At 51.1% G+C, this 13,828-nt stretch carries 24 protein-coding genes; all 24 read left to right on the top strand.

Annotated features, from left to right (window positions below):
* Positions 1-76: 76 nt before the first annotated feature.
* The 24 genes from rpsG to rpsE all read left to right on the top strand — a co-directional run bounded on the left by rpsG (position 77) and on the right by rpsE (position 13,824).
* Positions 77-547 (top strand): 30S ribosomal protein S7, encoded by a 471-nt coding sequence (gene rpsG, locus AC6I8V_RS18385; RefSeq protein WP_084877349.1) that lies wholly within the window; start codon positions 77-79, stop codon positions 545-547.
* A 93-nt stretch (positions 548-640) separates the two neighbouring features.
* On the top strand, positions 641-2,755 hold the full coding sequence (fusA, locus tag AC6I8V_RS18380) for an elongation factor G (protein ID WP_497843612.1): 2,115 nt from the start codon (positions 641-643) through the stop codon (positions 2,753-2,755).
* 70 nt (positions 2,756-2,825) lie between these two features.
* The gene (gene tuf, locus AC6I8V_RS18375) at positions 2,826-4,010 is read left to right on the top strand and encodes an elongation factor Tu (RefSeq protein ID WP_497843611.1); all 1,185 of its coding nucleotides are present in this window, start codon (positions 2,826-2,828) and stop codon (positions 4,008-4,010) included.
* 183 nt (positions 4,011-4,193) lie between these two features.
* Entirely contained in the window at positions 4,194-4,388 is a 195-nt protein-coding gene (gene bfd / locus AC6I8V_RS18370; protein WP_497843610.1) for a bacterioferritin-associated ferredoxin, read from the top strand.
* Positions 4,389-4,490: 102 nt separating this feature from the next.
* Positions 4,491-4,973 (top strand): bacterioferritin, encoded by a 483-nt coding sequence (gene bfr / locus AC6I8V_RS18365; protein ID WP_497843609.1) that lies wholly within the window; start codon positions 4,491-4,493, stop codon positions 4,971-4,973.
* A gap of 313 nt (positions 4,974-5,286) precedes the next feature.
* A complete protein-coding gene (gene rpsJ, locus AC6I8V_RS18360) occupies positions 5,287-5,598 on the top strand; it encodes a 30S ribosomal protein S10 (protein ID WP_001181005.1) in 312 nt (103 codons plus the stop codon).
* Between the two features lie 32 nt (positions 5,599-5,630).
* The gene (gene rplC / locus AC6I8V_RS18355; protein ID WP_497843608.1) at positions 5,631-6,257 is read left to right on the top strand and encodes a 50S ribosomal protein L3; all 627 of its coding nucleotides are present in this window, start codon (positions 5,631-5,633) and stop codon (positions 6,255-6,257) included.
* A gap of 10 nt (positions 6,258-6,267) precedes the next feature.
* On the top strand, positions 6,268-6,873 hold the full coding sequence (rplD, locus tag AC6I8V_RS18350; protein ID WP_013510769.1) for a 50S ribosomal protein L4: 606 nt from the start codon (positions 6,268-6,270) through the stop codon (positions 6,871-6,873).
* Positions 6,870-7,172, top strand: coding sequence for a 50S ribosomal protein L23 (gene rplW / locus AC6I8V_RS18345; RefSeq protein ID WP_010618574.1), 303 nt, complete (start codon positions 6,870-6,872; stop codon positions 7,170-7,172). Before rplD ends, rplW begins: the two co-directional genes overlap by 4 nt.
* A 17-nt stretch (positions 7,173-7,189) precedes the next feature.
* The gene (gene rplB, locus AC6I8V_RS18340) at positions 7,190-8,011 is read left to right on the top strand and encodes a 50S ribosomal protein L2 (protein WP_497843607.1); all 822 of its coding nucleotides are present in this window, start codon (positions 7,190-7,192) and stop codon (positions 8,009-8,011) included.
* 16 nt (positions 8,012-8,027) lie between these two features.
* On the top strand, positions 8,028-8,306 hold the full coding sequence (rpsS, locus tag AC6I8V_RS18335) for a 30S ribosomal protein S19 (protein WP_001138115.1): 279 nt from the start codon (positions 8,028-8,030) through the stop codon (positions 8,304-8,306).
* 13 nt (positions 8,307-8,319) lie between these two features.
* Positions 8,320-8,652, top strand: coding sequence for a 50S ribosomal protein L22 (rplV, locus tag AC6I8V_RS18330; RefSeq protein WP_007891659.1), 333 nt, complete (start codon positions 8,320-8,322; stop codon positions 8,650-8,652).
* Positions 8,653-8,669: 17 nt separating this feature from the next.
* Positions 8,670-9,368, top strand: coding sequence for a 30S ribosomal protein S3 (gene rpsC, locus AC6I8V_RS18325; RefSeq protein ID WP_009087585.1), 699 nt, complete (start codon positions 8,670-8,672; stop codon positions 9,366-9,368).
* A gap of 12 nt (positions 9,369-9,380) precedes the next feature.
* Complete coding sequence (rplP, locus tag AC6I8V_RS18320) at positions 9,381-9,791, top strand: 50S ribosomal protein L16 (RefSeq protein ID WP_002438716.1); 411 nt, start codon at positions 9,381-9,383, stop codon at positions 9,789-9,791.
* On the top strand, positions 9,791-9,982 hold the full coding sequence (gene rpmC, locus AC6I8V_RS18315) for a 50S ribosomal protein L29 (protein WP_013510767.1): 192 nt from the start codon (positions 9,791-9,793) through the stop codon (positions 9,980-9,982). Before rplP ends, rpmC begins: the two co-directional genes overlap by 1 nt.
* Positions 9,982-10,236, top strand: coding sequence for a 30S ribosomal protein S17 (rpsQ, locus tag AC6I8V_RS18310; RefSeq protein WP_497843606.1), 255 nt, complete (start codon positions 9,982-9,984; stop codon positions 10,234-10,236). The genes rpmC and rpsQ overlap by 1 nt, the downstream gene beginning before the upstream one ends.
* A gap of 168 nt (positions 10,237-10,404) precedes the next feature.
* The gene (gene rplN / locus AC6I8V_RS18305; protein ID WP_013510765.1) at positions 10,405-10,776 is read left to right on the top strand and encodes a 50S ribosomal protein L14; all 372 of its coding nucleotides are present in this window, start codon (positions 10,405-10,407) and stop codon (positions 10,774-10,776) included.
* Positions 10,777-10,786: 10 nt separating this feature from the next.
* A complete protein-coding gene (rplX, locus tag AC6I8V_RS18300) occupies positions 10,787-11,101 on the top strand; it encodes a 50S ribosomal protein L24 (RefSeq protein WP_021508218.1) in 315 nt (104 codons plus the stop codon).
* Between the two features lie 14 nt (positions 11,102-11,115).
* Entirely contained in the window at positions 11,116-11,655 is a 540-nt protein-coding gene (rplE, locus tag AC6I8V_RS18295) for a 50S ribosomal protein L5 (protein ID WP_013510763.1), read from the top strand.
* Positions 11,656-11,669: 14 nt separating this feature from the next.
* Complete coding sequence (rpsN, locus tag AC6I8V_RS18290; RefSeq protein WP_006120592.1) at positions 11,670-11,975, top strand: 30S ribosomal protein S14; 306 nt, start codon at positions 11,670-11,672, stop codon at positions 11,973-11,975.
* 32 nt (positions 11,976-12,007) lie between these two features.
* Positions 12,008-12,400: a 30S ribosomal protein S8 gene (gene rpsH / locus AC6I8V_RS18285; RefSeq protein ID WP_013510762.1), complete on the top strand. Its 393-nt coding sequence runs from the start codon at positions 12,008-12,010 to the stop codon at positions 12,398-12,400.
* 12 nt (positions 12,401-12,412) lie between these two features.
* Positions 12,413-12,946, top strand: coding sequence for a 50S ribosomal protein L6 (gene rplF, locus AC6I8V_RS18280; protein ID WP_497843605.1), 534 nt, complete (start codon positions 12,413-12,415; stop codon positions 12,944-12,946).
* A gap of 9 nt (positions 12,947-12,955) precedes the next feature.
* Positions 12,956-13,309 carry a 50S ribosomal protein L18 gene (gene rplR, locus AC6I8V_RS18275; protein ID WP_013510760.1) on the top strand — a complete coding sequence of 118 codons (354 nt, stop codon included), beginning with the start codon at positions 12,956-12,958 and terminating at the stop codon, positions 13,307-13,309.
* 14 nt (positions 13,310-13,323) lie between these two features.
* Complete coding sequence (rpsE, locus tag AC6I8V_RS18270) at positions 13,324-13,824, top strand: 30S ribosomal protein S5 (protein ID WP_013510759.1); 501 nt, start codon at positions 13,324-13,326, stop codon at positions 13,822-13,824.
* Positions 13,825-13,828 lie beyond the last annotated feature (4 nt).

Here is a 13,828-nt window from a genome sequence, read left to right as displayed (position 1 = left end):
CCAAACGTTTTAACTTAAATGTCAAACTAAACTCGTAGAGTTTTGGACAATCCTGAATTAACAACGGAGTATTTCCATGCCACGTCGTCGCGTCATTGGTCAGCGTAAAATTCTGCCGGATCCTAAGTTCGGATCAGAGCTGCTGGCTAAATTTGTAAATATCCTGATGGTAGATGGTAAAAAATCTACTGCCGAATCAATCGTTTATACCGCTCTTGAGACCCTGGCTCAACGTTCAGGTAAAAACGCACTGGAAGCTTTTGACGTTGCCCTCGAAAACGTGCGTCCGACTGTAGAAGTTAAGTCGCGCCGTGTTGGTGGTTCAACTTATCAGGTTCCTGTTGAAGTCCGTCCGGTTCGTCGTAATGCCCTGGCAATGCGTTGGATCGTAGATGCTGCTCGTAAACGCGGTGATAAATCTATGGCTCTGCGCCTGGCGAACGAACTTTCTGATGCTGCAGAAAACAAAGGTACTGCAGTTAAGAAACGTGAAGACGTTCACCGTATGGCAGAAGCCAACAAGGCGTTCGCTCACTACCGCTGGTAACAGCTACGTAGTTGTTGTTAAACCAGCGGGCGCCCACAAGGCTAACCCGCTGGGGTCGACTAACTTTGAACGTCCGAAAAACCGAGGAATAAAATGGCTCGTACAACACCCATTGCGCGCTACCGTAACATCGGTATCAGTGCACACATCGACGCCGGTAAGACCACTACTACCGAGCGTATCCTGTTCTACACCGGTGTTAACCACAAAATCGGTGAAGTTCACGATGGCGCAGCAACCATGGACTGGATGGCTCAGGAGCAGGAGCGTGGTATTACCATCACCTCCGCAGCTACCACTGCGTTCTGGTCAGGTATGGCTAAGCAGTTTGAGCCGCACCGTATCAACATCATCGACACCCCTGGACACGTTGACTTCACCATCGAAGTAGAACGTTCTATGCGTGTGCTCGACGGCGCAGTAATGGTTTACTGTGCAGTAGGTGGCGTTCAGCCGCAGTCTGAGACCGTATGGCGTCAGGCTAACAAATACAAAGTTCCGCGTATTGCGTTCGTTAACAAAATGGACCGCATGGGTGCGAACTTCCTGAAAGTTGTTGGTCAGATCAAATCCCGTCTGGGTGCAAACCCGGTTCCTCTGCAGCTGGCTATCGGCGCAGAAGAGAAATTCACCGGTGTTGTTGATCTGATCAAAATGAAAGCCATCAACTGGAACGATGATGATGCTGGCGTGACCTTCGTTTACGAAGACATCCCGGCTGACATGCAGGATCTGGCTGAAGAATGGCGTTCAAACCTGATCGACTCTGCTGCCGAAGCTTCTGAAGAGCTGATGGACAAGTACCTGGGCGGTGAAGAACTGACCGAGGAAGAGATCAAAGGTGCTCTGCGTCAGCGCGTGCTGAACAACGAAATTATCCTGGTTACCTGTGGTTCTGCGTTTAAGAACAAAGGTGTTCAGGCGATGCTGGATGCAGTAGTTGAGTATCTGCCAGCACCGACCGACGTTCCGGCAATCAACGGTATGCTGGACGATGGCAAAGACACCCCGGCTGAGCGTCACGCAAGTGATGAAGAGCCGTTCTCTGCGCTGGCGTTCAAAATCGCAACCGACCCGTTCGTTGGTAACCTGACGTTCTTCCGTGTGTACTCTGGTGTAGTTAACTCCGGTGACACCGTACTGAACTCAGTAAAATCTGCTCGTGAGCGTTTTGGTCGTATCGTTCAGATGCACGCCAACAAACGTGAAGAGATCAAAGAAGTTCGCGCAGGCGACATCGCTGCAGCAATCGGTCTGAAAGACGTGATCACCGGTGACACCCTGTGTGATCCGAACGCGCCGATCATCCTGGAGCGTATGGAGTTCCCTGAGCCGGTAATCTCTATCGCTGTTGAGCCGAAAACCAAAGCTGACCAGGAAAAAATGGGTCTGGCTCTGGGTCGTCTGGCGAAAGAAGACCCGTCATTCCGCGTATGGACTGACGAAGAGTCTAACCAGACCATCATCGCAGGTATGGGTGAGCTGCACCTCGACATCATCGTTGACCGCATGAAGCGTGAATTCAACGTTGAAGCGAACGTCGGTAAACCTCAGGTTGCTTACCGCGAAGCGATTCGCGCGAAAGTTACCGATATCGAAGGTAAGCACGCTAAGCAGTCTGGTGGTCGCGGTCAGTACGGTCACGTTATCATTGACATGTACCCACTGGAGCCGGGTTCAAACCCGAAAGGCTACGAGTTTGTCAACGATATCAAAGGTGGTGTGATTCCTGGCGAATACATCCCGGCTGTTGACAAAGGTATCCAGGAGCAGCTGAAATCAGGTCCGCTGGCTGGTTATCCGGTAGTAGATCTGGGTGTTCGTCTGCACTTCGGTTCATACCACGATGTTGACTCCTCAGAACTGGCATTTAAACTCGCAGCTTCTATCGCCTTCAAAGATGGCTTTAAGAAAGCGAAGCCGGTACTGCTTGAGCCGATCATGAAGGTTGAAGTTGAAACGCCGGAAGAGAACACTGGTGACGTCATCGGTGACTTGAGCAGCCGTCGTGGTATTCTGCGCGGTCAGGAATCTAACGCTACTGGCGTTATCATTCACGCTGAAGTTCCGCTGTCTGAAATGTTCGGATACGCAACTCAACTGCGTTCTCTGACCAAAGGCCGTGCTTCTTACTCCATGGAGTTCCTGAAGTACGATGATGCGCCGAACAACGTCGCTCAGGCCGTTATTGAAGCTCGTGGCAAATAAGGCTACGGTTTAAAAATTGTGAACAGATGCCTCTATCTCTGATGGAGGCATAACAGTAAGGATTATCGCCATGGCGAAAGAGCAATTTCAACGTAACAAACTGCACGTAAACGTGGGCACCATCGGTCACGTTGACCACGGTAAAACCACTCTGACTGCTGCGATCACCACCGTTCTGGCTAAAACCTACGGCGGCCAGGCGCGTGCATTTGACCAGATCGACAACGCGCCGGAAGAGAAGGCTCGTGGTATCACCATCAACACTTCACACGTTGAGTATGAAACCCCGACTCGCCACTACGCGCACGTTGACTGCCCGGGCCACGCCGACTACGTGAAAAACATGATCACCGGTGCTGCGCAGATGGACGGCGCAATCCTGGTTGTTGCTGCGACTGACGGCCCGATGCCGCAGACCCGTGAGCACATCCTGCTGGGTCGTCAGGTTGGCGTTCCGTACATCATCGTGTTCCTGAACAAGTGCGACATGGTTGATGACGAAGAGCTGCTGGAACTGGTTGAGATGGAAGTGCGTGACCTGCTGTCACAGTACGACTTCCCGGGCGACGACACTCCGATCGTTCGTGGTTCTGCTCTGAAAGCGCTGGAAGGCGATGCAGAGTGGGAAGCGAAAATCGTTGAGCTGGCTGGTCACCTGGACACCTACATCCCGGATCCGGTTCGTGCCATCGACCTGCCGTTCCTGCTGCCGATCGAAGACGTATTCTCAATCTCTGGCCGTGGTACCGTTGTTACCGGTCGTGTTGAGCGCGGCATCGTGAAAGTAGGCGACTCAGTAGAAATCGTTGGTATCAAAGATACTCAGGTTTCAACCTGTACTGGCGTTGAAATGTTCCGCAAACTGCTGGACCAGGGTCAGGCGGGCGAGAACTGTGGTGTTCTGCTGCGTGGTATCAAGCGTGAAGAGATCCAGCGTGGCCAGGTACTGGCTAAGCCGGGCACCATCAAGCCGCACACTCAGTTCGAATCAGAAGTGTACGTACTGTCTAAAGATGAAGGCGGCCGTCATACTCCGTTCTTCAAAGGCTACCGTCCTCAGTTCTACTTCCGTACTACTGACGTAACAGGTTCAGTAGAGCTGCCGGAAGGCGTTGAGATGGTAATGCCGGGCGACAACATCAAAATGGTTGTAACCCTGATTCACCCGATCGCCATGGACGAAGGTCTGCGCTTCGCAATCCGCGAAGGCGGCCGTACCGTTGGTGCGGGCGTTGTTGCTAAAGTTATCGCTTAATTGCGCTGACGCAGGTGGCTGCTTCGGTAGCCACCTGAGCACGAAAAAAGAGCACTTCGGTGCTCTTTTTTTATGTCAAAATTTCCTGACAATCCATCGTTAATCCCACACAAAATCCAGGTTTGAAATAAAAACCATTCTCATTTACACTTTGATCAGAAACTGTACTGGAGTCCGCAGTAAATGTACGTCTGTCTGTGTAATGCCGTGAGTGATAAAACCCTCCGCGAAGTTGTTCGCCGCTATCAGCCCAAATCCATTCAGCATTTGCGCCAGCTGGTTCCTATTGGAAAACAGTGTGGTAAGTGCATCCGTGCCGCGCGCGAAATTATGGATGAAGAACTTCAGCAGGTGCCGCTGTACAAAGAGATCGCCTGACCGTCGGTTCGCTCCCCGTAATAACCACAAAAACTGTCGCGTTTTTTTGACTTCTTTTTATCCGCATCTACGCTCTAATTAACTGGAAGCGGAGGAAGCAAAATGAAGGGCGATACTAAAATCATAAATCATCTCAACAAATTGCTGGGGAATGAGTTGGTTGCTATCAACCAGTACTTTCTCCATGCACGCATGTTCAAAAACTGGGGTCTGATACGCCTCAATGATGTGGAGTATCACGAGTCCATTGATGAAATGAAGCATGCGGACAAGTACATTGAACGCATTCTGTTTCTCGAAGGGATTCCCAACCTACAGGATCTTGGTCGGTTGCGTATCGGGGAAGATGTCGGCGAAATGCTGCAATCTGACCTGACGCTGGAGCTGGAAGGGGCGAAGGACTTACGCGAAGCCATCGCCTATGCCGACAAAGTACATGATTATGTCAGTCGCGACATGATGATCGAAATCCTTGCAGATGAAGAACATCATATCGACTACCTGGAGACGGAACTGGACCTGATTCAGAAGATGGGCATCCAGAATTACCTGCAGGCACAAATCAAAGACGAGGGCGGCAGTTAATCATATTGCCCTCGATCTCTCTCCCAGCCCGCAGCGTGGTGATCCCCGCCGCGGGCTTTTCTTTTCGTGCCACGCGCTATTCTGGTTAAAAACACATCATGGGTTGCTTCCTGAACAGATTTGCGTATAATGCGCGGGCCTGCCGATATTGGCAGGCGCGATTCGAGCAGAATCGCAGGTGACAGTAATATGTGTTGCCTGACAATACTCCCGATTGGGGAGTTATATGCTGAACGATTACACTCCTCCATCAATCGTAATGGATGTGGGTAGTAATTTTTTTCGTTTATAAAATGTTTGGAGCTCTGGTCTCATGCAGAACCAAAGAATCCGTATCCGTCTTAAAGCGTTTGATCATCGTCTGATCGATCAATCAACCGCGGAAATCGTTGAGACTGCCAAGCGCACTGGTGCGCAGGTACGTGGTCCGATCCCGCTGCCAACTCGCAAAGAGCGTTTTACCGTTCTGATCTCTCCGCACGTTAACAAAGATGCGCGTGATCAGTACGAAATCCGCACTCACAAGCGTCTGGTAGACATCGTTGAGCCAACTGAAAAAACCGTTGATGCTCTGATGCGTCTGGATCTGGCTGCCGGTGTTGACGTGCAGATCAGCCTGGGTTAATCAGGTCATCGAGCGATTGAGAGGTTGAAACAATGAGTGGTTTAGTCGGTAAAAAAGTGGGCATGACCCGCATCTTCACTGAAGATGGCGTTTCTATCCCCGTCACCGTAATTGAAATTGAAGCAAACCGCGTTACCCAGGTCAAAGGTCTGGAAAACGATGGTTACCAGGCGATCCAGGTTACCACCGGTGCTAAAAAAGCAAACCGTGTGACCAAACCGGAAGCAGGTCATTTTGCTAAAGCTGGCGTTGAAGCTGGCCGTGGTCTGTGGGAATTCCGCACCGAAGGTGAAGAATACTCTGTAGGCCAGAGCATCAGTGTTGAAATTTTCGCTGACGTTAAAAAAGTAGACGTAACCGGTACCTCTAAAGGTAAAGGTTTCGCAGGTACCGTTAAGCGCTGGAACTTCCGTACCCAGGACGCGACTCACGGTAACTCCTTGTCTCACCGCGTACCGGGTTCTATCGGTCAGAACCAGACTCCGGGCAAAGTGTTCAAAGGCAAGAAAATGGCTGGTCAGCTGGGTAATGAGCGCGTAACCGTTCAGAGCCTGGAAGTAGTACGTGTTGACGCTGAGCGCAACCTGCTGCTGGTGAAAGGTGCAGTTCCGGGTGCGACCGGTAGCGACCTGATCGTTAAACCGGCTGTGAAGGCGTAAGGGGATAGCAATGGAATTAGTATTGAAAGACGCGCAGAGCGCGCTGACTGTTTCCGAAACTACCTTCGGTCGTGATTTCAACGAAGCGCTGGTTCACCAGGTTGTTGTTGCCTACGCTGCTGGTGCTCGTCAGGGTACTCGTGCGCAGAAAACTCGTGCTGAAGTAACTGGTTCAGGCAAAAAGCCGTGGCGCCAGAAAGGTACCGGCCGTGCGCGTTCAGGTTCTATCAAGAGCCCGATCTGGCGTTCAGGTGGCGTGACCTTCGCTGCACGTCCTCAGGACCACAGTCAAAAAGTTAACAAAAAGATGTACCGCGGCGCGCTGAAAAGCATTCTGTCCGAGCTGGTACGTCAGGACCGTCTGATCGTTGTCGAGTCGTTCTCTGTTGAAGCACCGAAAACCAAGCTGCTGGCACAGAAACTGAAAGACATGGCGCTGGAAGACGTGCTGATCATCACCGGCGAACTGGATGAGAATCTGTTCCTGGCTGCGCGTAACCTGTACAAGGTTGACGTGCGTGATGCAGCGGGTATCGACCCAGTTAGCCTGATCGCCTTCGACAAAGTCGTTATGACTGCTGAAGCAGTTAAGCAAGTTGAGGAGATGCTGGCATGATCCGTGAAGAACGTCTGCTGAAAGTACTGCGCGCGCCGCACGTATCTGAAAAAGCATCTACCGCGATGGAAAAAACCAATACCATCGTTCTCAAAGTTGCTAAAGACGCGACCAAAGCAGAGATCGTTGCTGCTGTTGAGAAACTGTTCGAAGTAGAAGTTAAAGACGTAAACACCCTGGTTGTTAAGGGTAAAGTTAAGCGTCACGGACAGCGTATCGGTCGTCGTAGCGACTGGAAAAAAGCTTACGTCACCCTGAAAGAAGGCCAGAATCTGGACTTCGTCGGCGGCGCTGAGTAAGTCGGAGGAGAAAGACAATGGCAGTTGTTAAATGTAAACCGACATCTCCGGGTCGTCGTCACGTAGTTAAAGTGGTCAACCCTGAGCTGCACAAGGGCAAACCTTTTGCCCCGTTGGTGGAAAAAAACAGCAAATCCGGTGGTCGTAACAACAATGGTCGTATCACTACCCGTCATATCGGTGGTGGTCACAAGCAGGCTTACCGTATTGTTGACTTTAAACGCAACAAAGATGGTATCCCGGCTGTTGTTGAACGTCTTGAGTACGATCCGAACCGCTCTGCGAACATCGCACTGGTTCTGTACAAAGATGGCGAACGCCGTTACATCCTGGCCCCTAAAGGCCTGAAAGCCGGCGACCAGGTTCAGTCTGGCGTTGATGCTGCGATCAAAGCGGGTAACACCCTGCCGATGCGTAACATCCCGGTGGGTTCTACCGTTCACAACGTAGAAATGAAACCAGGCAAAGGCGGTCAGATTGCTCGCTCTGCTGGTACTTACGTGCAGATCGTTGCGCGTGAAGGTTCCTACGTTACCCTGCGTCTGCGTTCAGGTGAAATGCGTAAAGTCGAAGCTGACTGCCGCGCAACTCTGGGCGAAGTCGGTAACGCTGAGCACATGCTGCGCGTTCTGGGTAAAGCCGGTGCAACCCGTTGGCGTGGTGTTCGTCCTACCGTTCGCGGTACTGCGATGAACCCAGTCGATCACCCGCACGGTGGTGGTGAAGGTCGTAACTTTGGTAAGCACCCGGTAACTCCGTGGGGCGTTCAGACCAAAGGTAAGAAGACCCGTAGCAACAAGCGTACTGATAAATTTATCGTACGTCGCCGTAGCAAATAATTTTAGAGGATAAGCCATGCCACGTTCTCTCAAGAAAGGTCCTTTTATTGACCTGCACTTGCTGAAGAAGGTAGAGAAAGCGGTGGAAAGCGGAGACAAGAAGCCCCTGCGCACCTGGTCCCGTCGTTCAACGATCTTCCCTAACATGATCGGTTTGACCATCGCTGTCCATAATGGTCGTCAGCACGTTCCTGTCTTTGTTTCCGACGAAATGGTCGGCCACAAGCTGGGTGAATTTGCACCGACACGTACTTATCGCGGCCACGCTGCTGATAAGAAAGCCAAGAAGAAATAAGTAGGAGGAAGAGATGGAAACTATTGCTCAACATCGCCATGCTCGTTCTTCTGCTCAGAAGGTTCGCCTTGTTGCTGACCTGATTCGCGGTAAGAAAGTGTCGCAGGCTCTGGATATTCTGACTTACACCAACAAGAAAGCTGCTGTGTTGGTTAAGAAAGTCCTGGAATCTGCCATTGCTAACGCCGAACACAACGATGGCGCTGATATCGACGATCTGAAAGTCGCGAAAATTTTCGTAGATGAAGGCCCAAGCATGAAGCGCATTATGCCGCGTGCGAAAGGTCGTGCAGATCGCATCCTGAAGCGCACCAGCCACATTACTGTGGTTGTGTCCGATCGCTGAGACTCTGGAGACTAGCAATGGGTCAGAAAGTACATCCTAATGGTATTCGCCTGGGTATTGTAAAACCATGGAACTCTACCTGGTTTGCGAACACCAAAGAATTCGCTGACAACCTGGACAGCGATTTTAAAGTACGTCAGTTCCTGACTAAAGAACTGGCTAAAGCGTCTGTATCTCGTATCGTTATCGAGCGTCCGGCTAAGAGCATCCGTGTGACCATTCACACCGCTCGCCCGGGTATCGTTATCGGTAAGAAAGGTGAAGACGTTGAAAAACTGCGCACGGTCGTCGCGAACATCGCTGGCGTTCCTGCACAGATCAACATCGCCGAAGTCCGTAAACCGGAACTGGACGCGAAACTGGTAGCTGACAGCATCACTTCACAGCTGGAGCGTCGTGTGATGTTCCGTCGTGCTATGAAGCGTGCGGTACAGAACGCCATGCGTCTGGGCGCGAAAGGTATCAAAGTTGAAGTTAGCGGCCGTCTGGGCGGCGCGGAAATCGCACGTACCGAATGGTACCGCGAGGGTCGCGTACCGTTGCACACTCTGCGTGCTGACATTGACTACAACACCTCTGAAGCGCACACCACTTATGGTGTAATCGGCGTTAAGGTATGGATCTTCAAAGGTGAGATCCTGGGTGGTATGGCTGCTGTTGAACAACCGGAACCGGCTGCTCAACCTAAAAAGCAGCAGCGTAAAGGCCGTAAGTAAGGAGAGTCGCTGATGTTACAACCAAAGCGTACAAAATTCCGTAAAGTGCACAAAGGCCGTAACCGCGGTCTGGCGCAGGGTACGGATGTTAGCTTCGGTACTTTCGGTCTGAAAGCTGTTGGCCGTGGTCGTCTGACTGCACGTCAGATCGAAGCAGCACGTCGTGCTATGACCCGTGCAGTTAAGCGTCAAGGTAAGATCTGGATCCGTGTATTCCCGGACAAACCGATCACCGAGAAGCCGCTGGAAGTGCGTATGGGTAAAGGTAAGGGTAACGTGGAGTATTGGGTTGCCCTGATCCAGCCTGGTAAAGTCCTGTATGAAATGGACGGCGTACCGGAAGAGCTGGCCCGTGAAGCATTCAAGCTGGCAGCAGCAAAACTGCCTATCAAAACCACCTTTGTAACTAAGACGGTGATGTAATGAAAGCAACTGAGCTGCGTGAAAAAAGCGTTGAAGAGCTGAACGCTGAGCTGCTTAACCTGCTGCGTGAGCAATTTAACCTGCGCATGCAGGCAGCATCTGGCCAACTGCAACAGACTCATCTGTTGAAGAATGTGCGCCGTGATGTTGCACGTGTTAAGACTTTACTGACTGAGAAGGCGGGTTCGTAATGACCGATAAAATCCGTACTCTGCAAGGTCGTGTTATTAGTGACAAAATGCAGAAATCTGCAGTTGTTGCTATCGAGCGTTTCGTGAAGCACCCGATCTACGGTAAATTCATTAAACGTACGACTAAGCTGCACATCCATGACGAGAACAACGAATGCGGTATCGGCGACGTGGTTGAAATCCGCGAATGCCGTCCGCTGTCCAAGACTAAGTCCTGGACTCTGGTTCGCGTTGTAGAGAAAGCGGTTCTGTAATAGAATCCTCTTCCTCTAAAAACAAAATGAACGGCTCGCCAGAGCCGTTCATTTTTTCTACCCATCTGCGAGAACCGGTGTTATAATGCCGCGCCCTCAATTATGGGGCTTTTTAACGACCTGAGGTTTGGGTCCCGAAGTAGTAGTTGACATTAGCGGAGCACTAAAATGATCCAAGAACAGACTATGCTGAACGTCGCCGACAACTCCGGTGCACGTCGCGTAATGTGTATCAAGGTTCTGGGTGGCTCGCACCGTCGCTACGCAGGCGTCGGCGATATCATCAAAGTTACCATCAAGGAAGCAATTCCGCGTGGTAAGGTGAAAAAAGGTGATGTCCTGAAGGCGGTAGTGGTGCGCACCAAGAAGGGTGTTCGTCGCCCGGACGGTTCTGTCATTCGCTTCGATGGCAACTCTTGCGTTATTTTAAACAATAACTCAGAGCAGCCTATCGGAACGCGTATTTTTGGGCCGGTAACTCGTGAACTTCGTACTGAAAAGTTCATGAAAATTATCTCTCTGGCACCAGAAGTACTCTAAGGAGCGAGCAATGGCAGCGAAAATCCGTCGTAACGACGAAGTTATCGTGTTGACCGGTAAAGATAAAGGTAAGCGCGGTAAAGTAAAGAATGTCCTGACTTCTGGTAAGGTCATCGTTGAAGGTATCAACCTGGTTAAGAAACACCAGAAGCCGGTTCCGGCTCTGAACCAACCGGGTGGCATCGTTGAAAAAGAAGCCGCTATTCAGGTTTCTAACGTTGCAATCTTCAATGCGGCAACCGGCAAGGCTGACCGTGTAGGCTTTAGATTCGAAGACGGCAAAAAAGTCCGTTTCTTCAAGTCTAATAGCGAAACTATCAAGTAATTTGGAGTAGTACGATGGCGAAACTGCATGATTACTACAAAGACGAAGTAGTCCAGAAACTCATGACTGAGTTCGGCTACAATTCTGTCATGCAAGTCCCTCGGGTCGAGAAGATCACCCTGAACATGGGTGTTGGTGAAGCGATCGCTGACAAGAAACTGCTGGATAACGCAGCAGCTGACCTGGCAGCAATCTCCGGTCAAAAACCGCTGATCACCAAAGCACGCAAATCAGTTGCAGGCTTCAAAATCCGTCAGGGCTATCCGATCGGCTGTAAAGTAACTCTGCGCGGCGAGCGCATGTGGGAGTTCTTTGAGCGTCTGATCACTATTGCTGTACCGCGTATCCGTGACTTCCGTGGCTTGTCTGCGAAGTCTTTCGACGGTCGTGGAAACTACAGCATGGGCGTTCGTGAGCAGATCATCTTCCCAGAAATCGACTACGACAAAGTCGATCGCGTTCGTGGTTTGGATATTACCATTACCACTACTGCGAAATCTGATGATGAAGGCCGTGCTCTGCTGGCTGCCTTTGACTTCCCGTTCCGCAAGTAAGGTAGGGTTACTTCATGGCTAAGCAATCTATGAAAGCACGCGAAGTTAAGCGTGTGAAATTAGCAGATAAATTCTTCGCAAAACGCGCTGAATTGAAAGCGATCATCTCTGATGTGAACGCTTCTGACGAAGACCGTTGGGATGCCGTTCTCAAGCTGCAGAGTCTGCCGCGTGATTCCAGCCCTTCCCGTCAGCGTAACCGCTGCCGTCAAACAGGTCGTCCGCATGGTTTCCTGCGGAAGTTTGGGTTGAGCCGTATCAAGGTCCGTGAAGCCGCAATGCGCGGTGAAATCCCGGGTCTGAAAAAGGCTAGCTGGTAATTGTCACCATTTGAATCACGGGAGTAACACAGATGAGCATGCAAGATCCGATCGCGGATATGCTGACCCGTATCCGTAACGGTCAGGCCGCGAACAAAGTTGCGGTCTCTATGCCTTCCTCCAAGCTGAAAGTGGCAATTGCCAACGTGCTGAAGGAAGAAGGTTATATTCAAGATTTTAAAATCGAAGGCGACATCAAGCCGGAACTGGAACTGACTCTTAAGTATTTCCAGGGTAAAGCTGTTGTAGAAAACATTCAGCGTGTTAGCCGTCCAGGTCTGCGCATCTATAAGAAAAAAGATGAGCTGCCAAAAGTAATGGCTGGTCTGGGCATCGCTGTAATTTCTACATCTAAAGGTGTTATGACTGATCGTGCAGCGCGCCAGGCTGGTCTTGGTGGCGAAATTATCTGCTACGTAGCGTAATCGGAGGAAAACATGTCTCGTGTTGCAAAAGCACCTGTCGTTGTTCCTGCCGGCGTAGAGGTAAAACTCAACGGTCAGGAAGTTTCGATCAAAGGTAAAAACGGCGAGCTGACTCGTACTATCAACAATGCTGTTGAAGTTAAGCATGCAGACAACGCCCTGACTTTCGCTCCGCGCGAAGGTTATGCGGATGGTTGGGCACAGGCAGGTACTGCCCGTGCGCTGCTGAACGGCATGGTTATTGGTGTTACCGAAGGCTTCACCAAGAAGCTGCAACTGGTTGGTGTTGGTTATCGTGCAGCTGTAAAAGGCAACTCTGTGAGTCTGGCCCTGGGCTTCTCTCACCCTGTTGACCATGCACTGCCGGCCGGCATCACTGCTGAATGTCCGACTCAGACTGAAATCGTGCTGAAAGGCGCTGATAAACAGTTGATCGGCCAGGTTGCAGCTGATCTGCGCGCCTACCGTCGTCCTGAGCCTTACAAAGGCAAGGGTGTTCGTTACGCCGACGAAGTCGTGCGTACCAAAGAGGCTAAGAAGAAGTAAGGTAACACTATGGATAAGAAATCTGCTCGTATCCGTCGTGCGACCCGTGCACGTCGCAAGCTCAAAGAGCTGGGTGCTACTCGCCTGGTGGTACATCGTACCCCGCGTCACATTTACGCACAGGTAATCGCCCCGAACGGTTCCGAAGTTCTGGTTGCTGCTTCTACTGTAGAAAAAGCTATCGCTGAACAACTGAAGTATACCGGTAACAAAGACGCCGCTGCAGCTGTAGGTAAAGCTCTGGCTGAGCGCGCTATCGAAAAAGGCATCAAAGATGTTTCTTTCGACCGTTCCGGTTTCCAATATCATGGTCGCGTCCAGGCACTGGCAGATGCTGCTCGTGAAGCTGGCCTTCAGTTCTAAGGTAGAGGTCTAAGATGGCACACATCGAGAAACAAGCTGGCGAACTGCAGGAAAAACTGATCGCGGTAAACCGTGTATCTAAAACTGTTAAAGGTGGTCGTATTTTCTCCTTCACAGCACTGACTGTGGTAGGTGACGGTAACGGTCGCGTAGGTTTTGGTTACGGTAAAGCGCGTGAAGTTCCAGCAGCGATCCAGAAAGCGATGGAAAAAGCCCGTCGCAACATGATTAATGTCGCGCTGACTCACGGCACCCTGCAGCACCCGGTTAAAGGTGCTCACACGGGTTCTCGTGTGTTCATGCAGCCGGCTTCTGAAGGTACCGGTATCATCGCCGGTGGTGCAATGCGCGCCGTTCTGGAAGTCGCTGGAGTTCATAACGTTCTGGCTAAAGCCTATGGTTCCACCAACCCGATCAACGTGGTTCGTGCAACTATCGACGGCCTGGGCAATATGAAATCTCCGGAAATGGTCGCTGCCAAGCGTGGTAAATCCGTTGAAGAAATTCTGGGGTAATCAC

Source organism: Pantoea sp. X-Soil-TKNS-1207 (assembly GCF_059730485.1).
The sequence above is the reverse complement of the archived record's forward strand: the minus strand, read 5'-3'. Positions and strand labels throughout refer to the sequence as shown.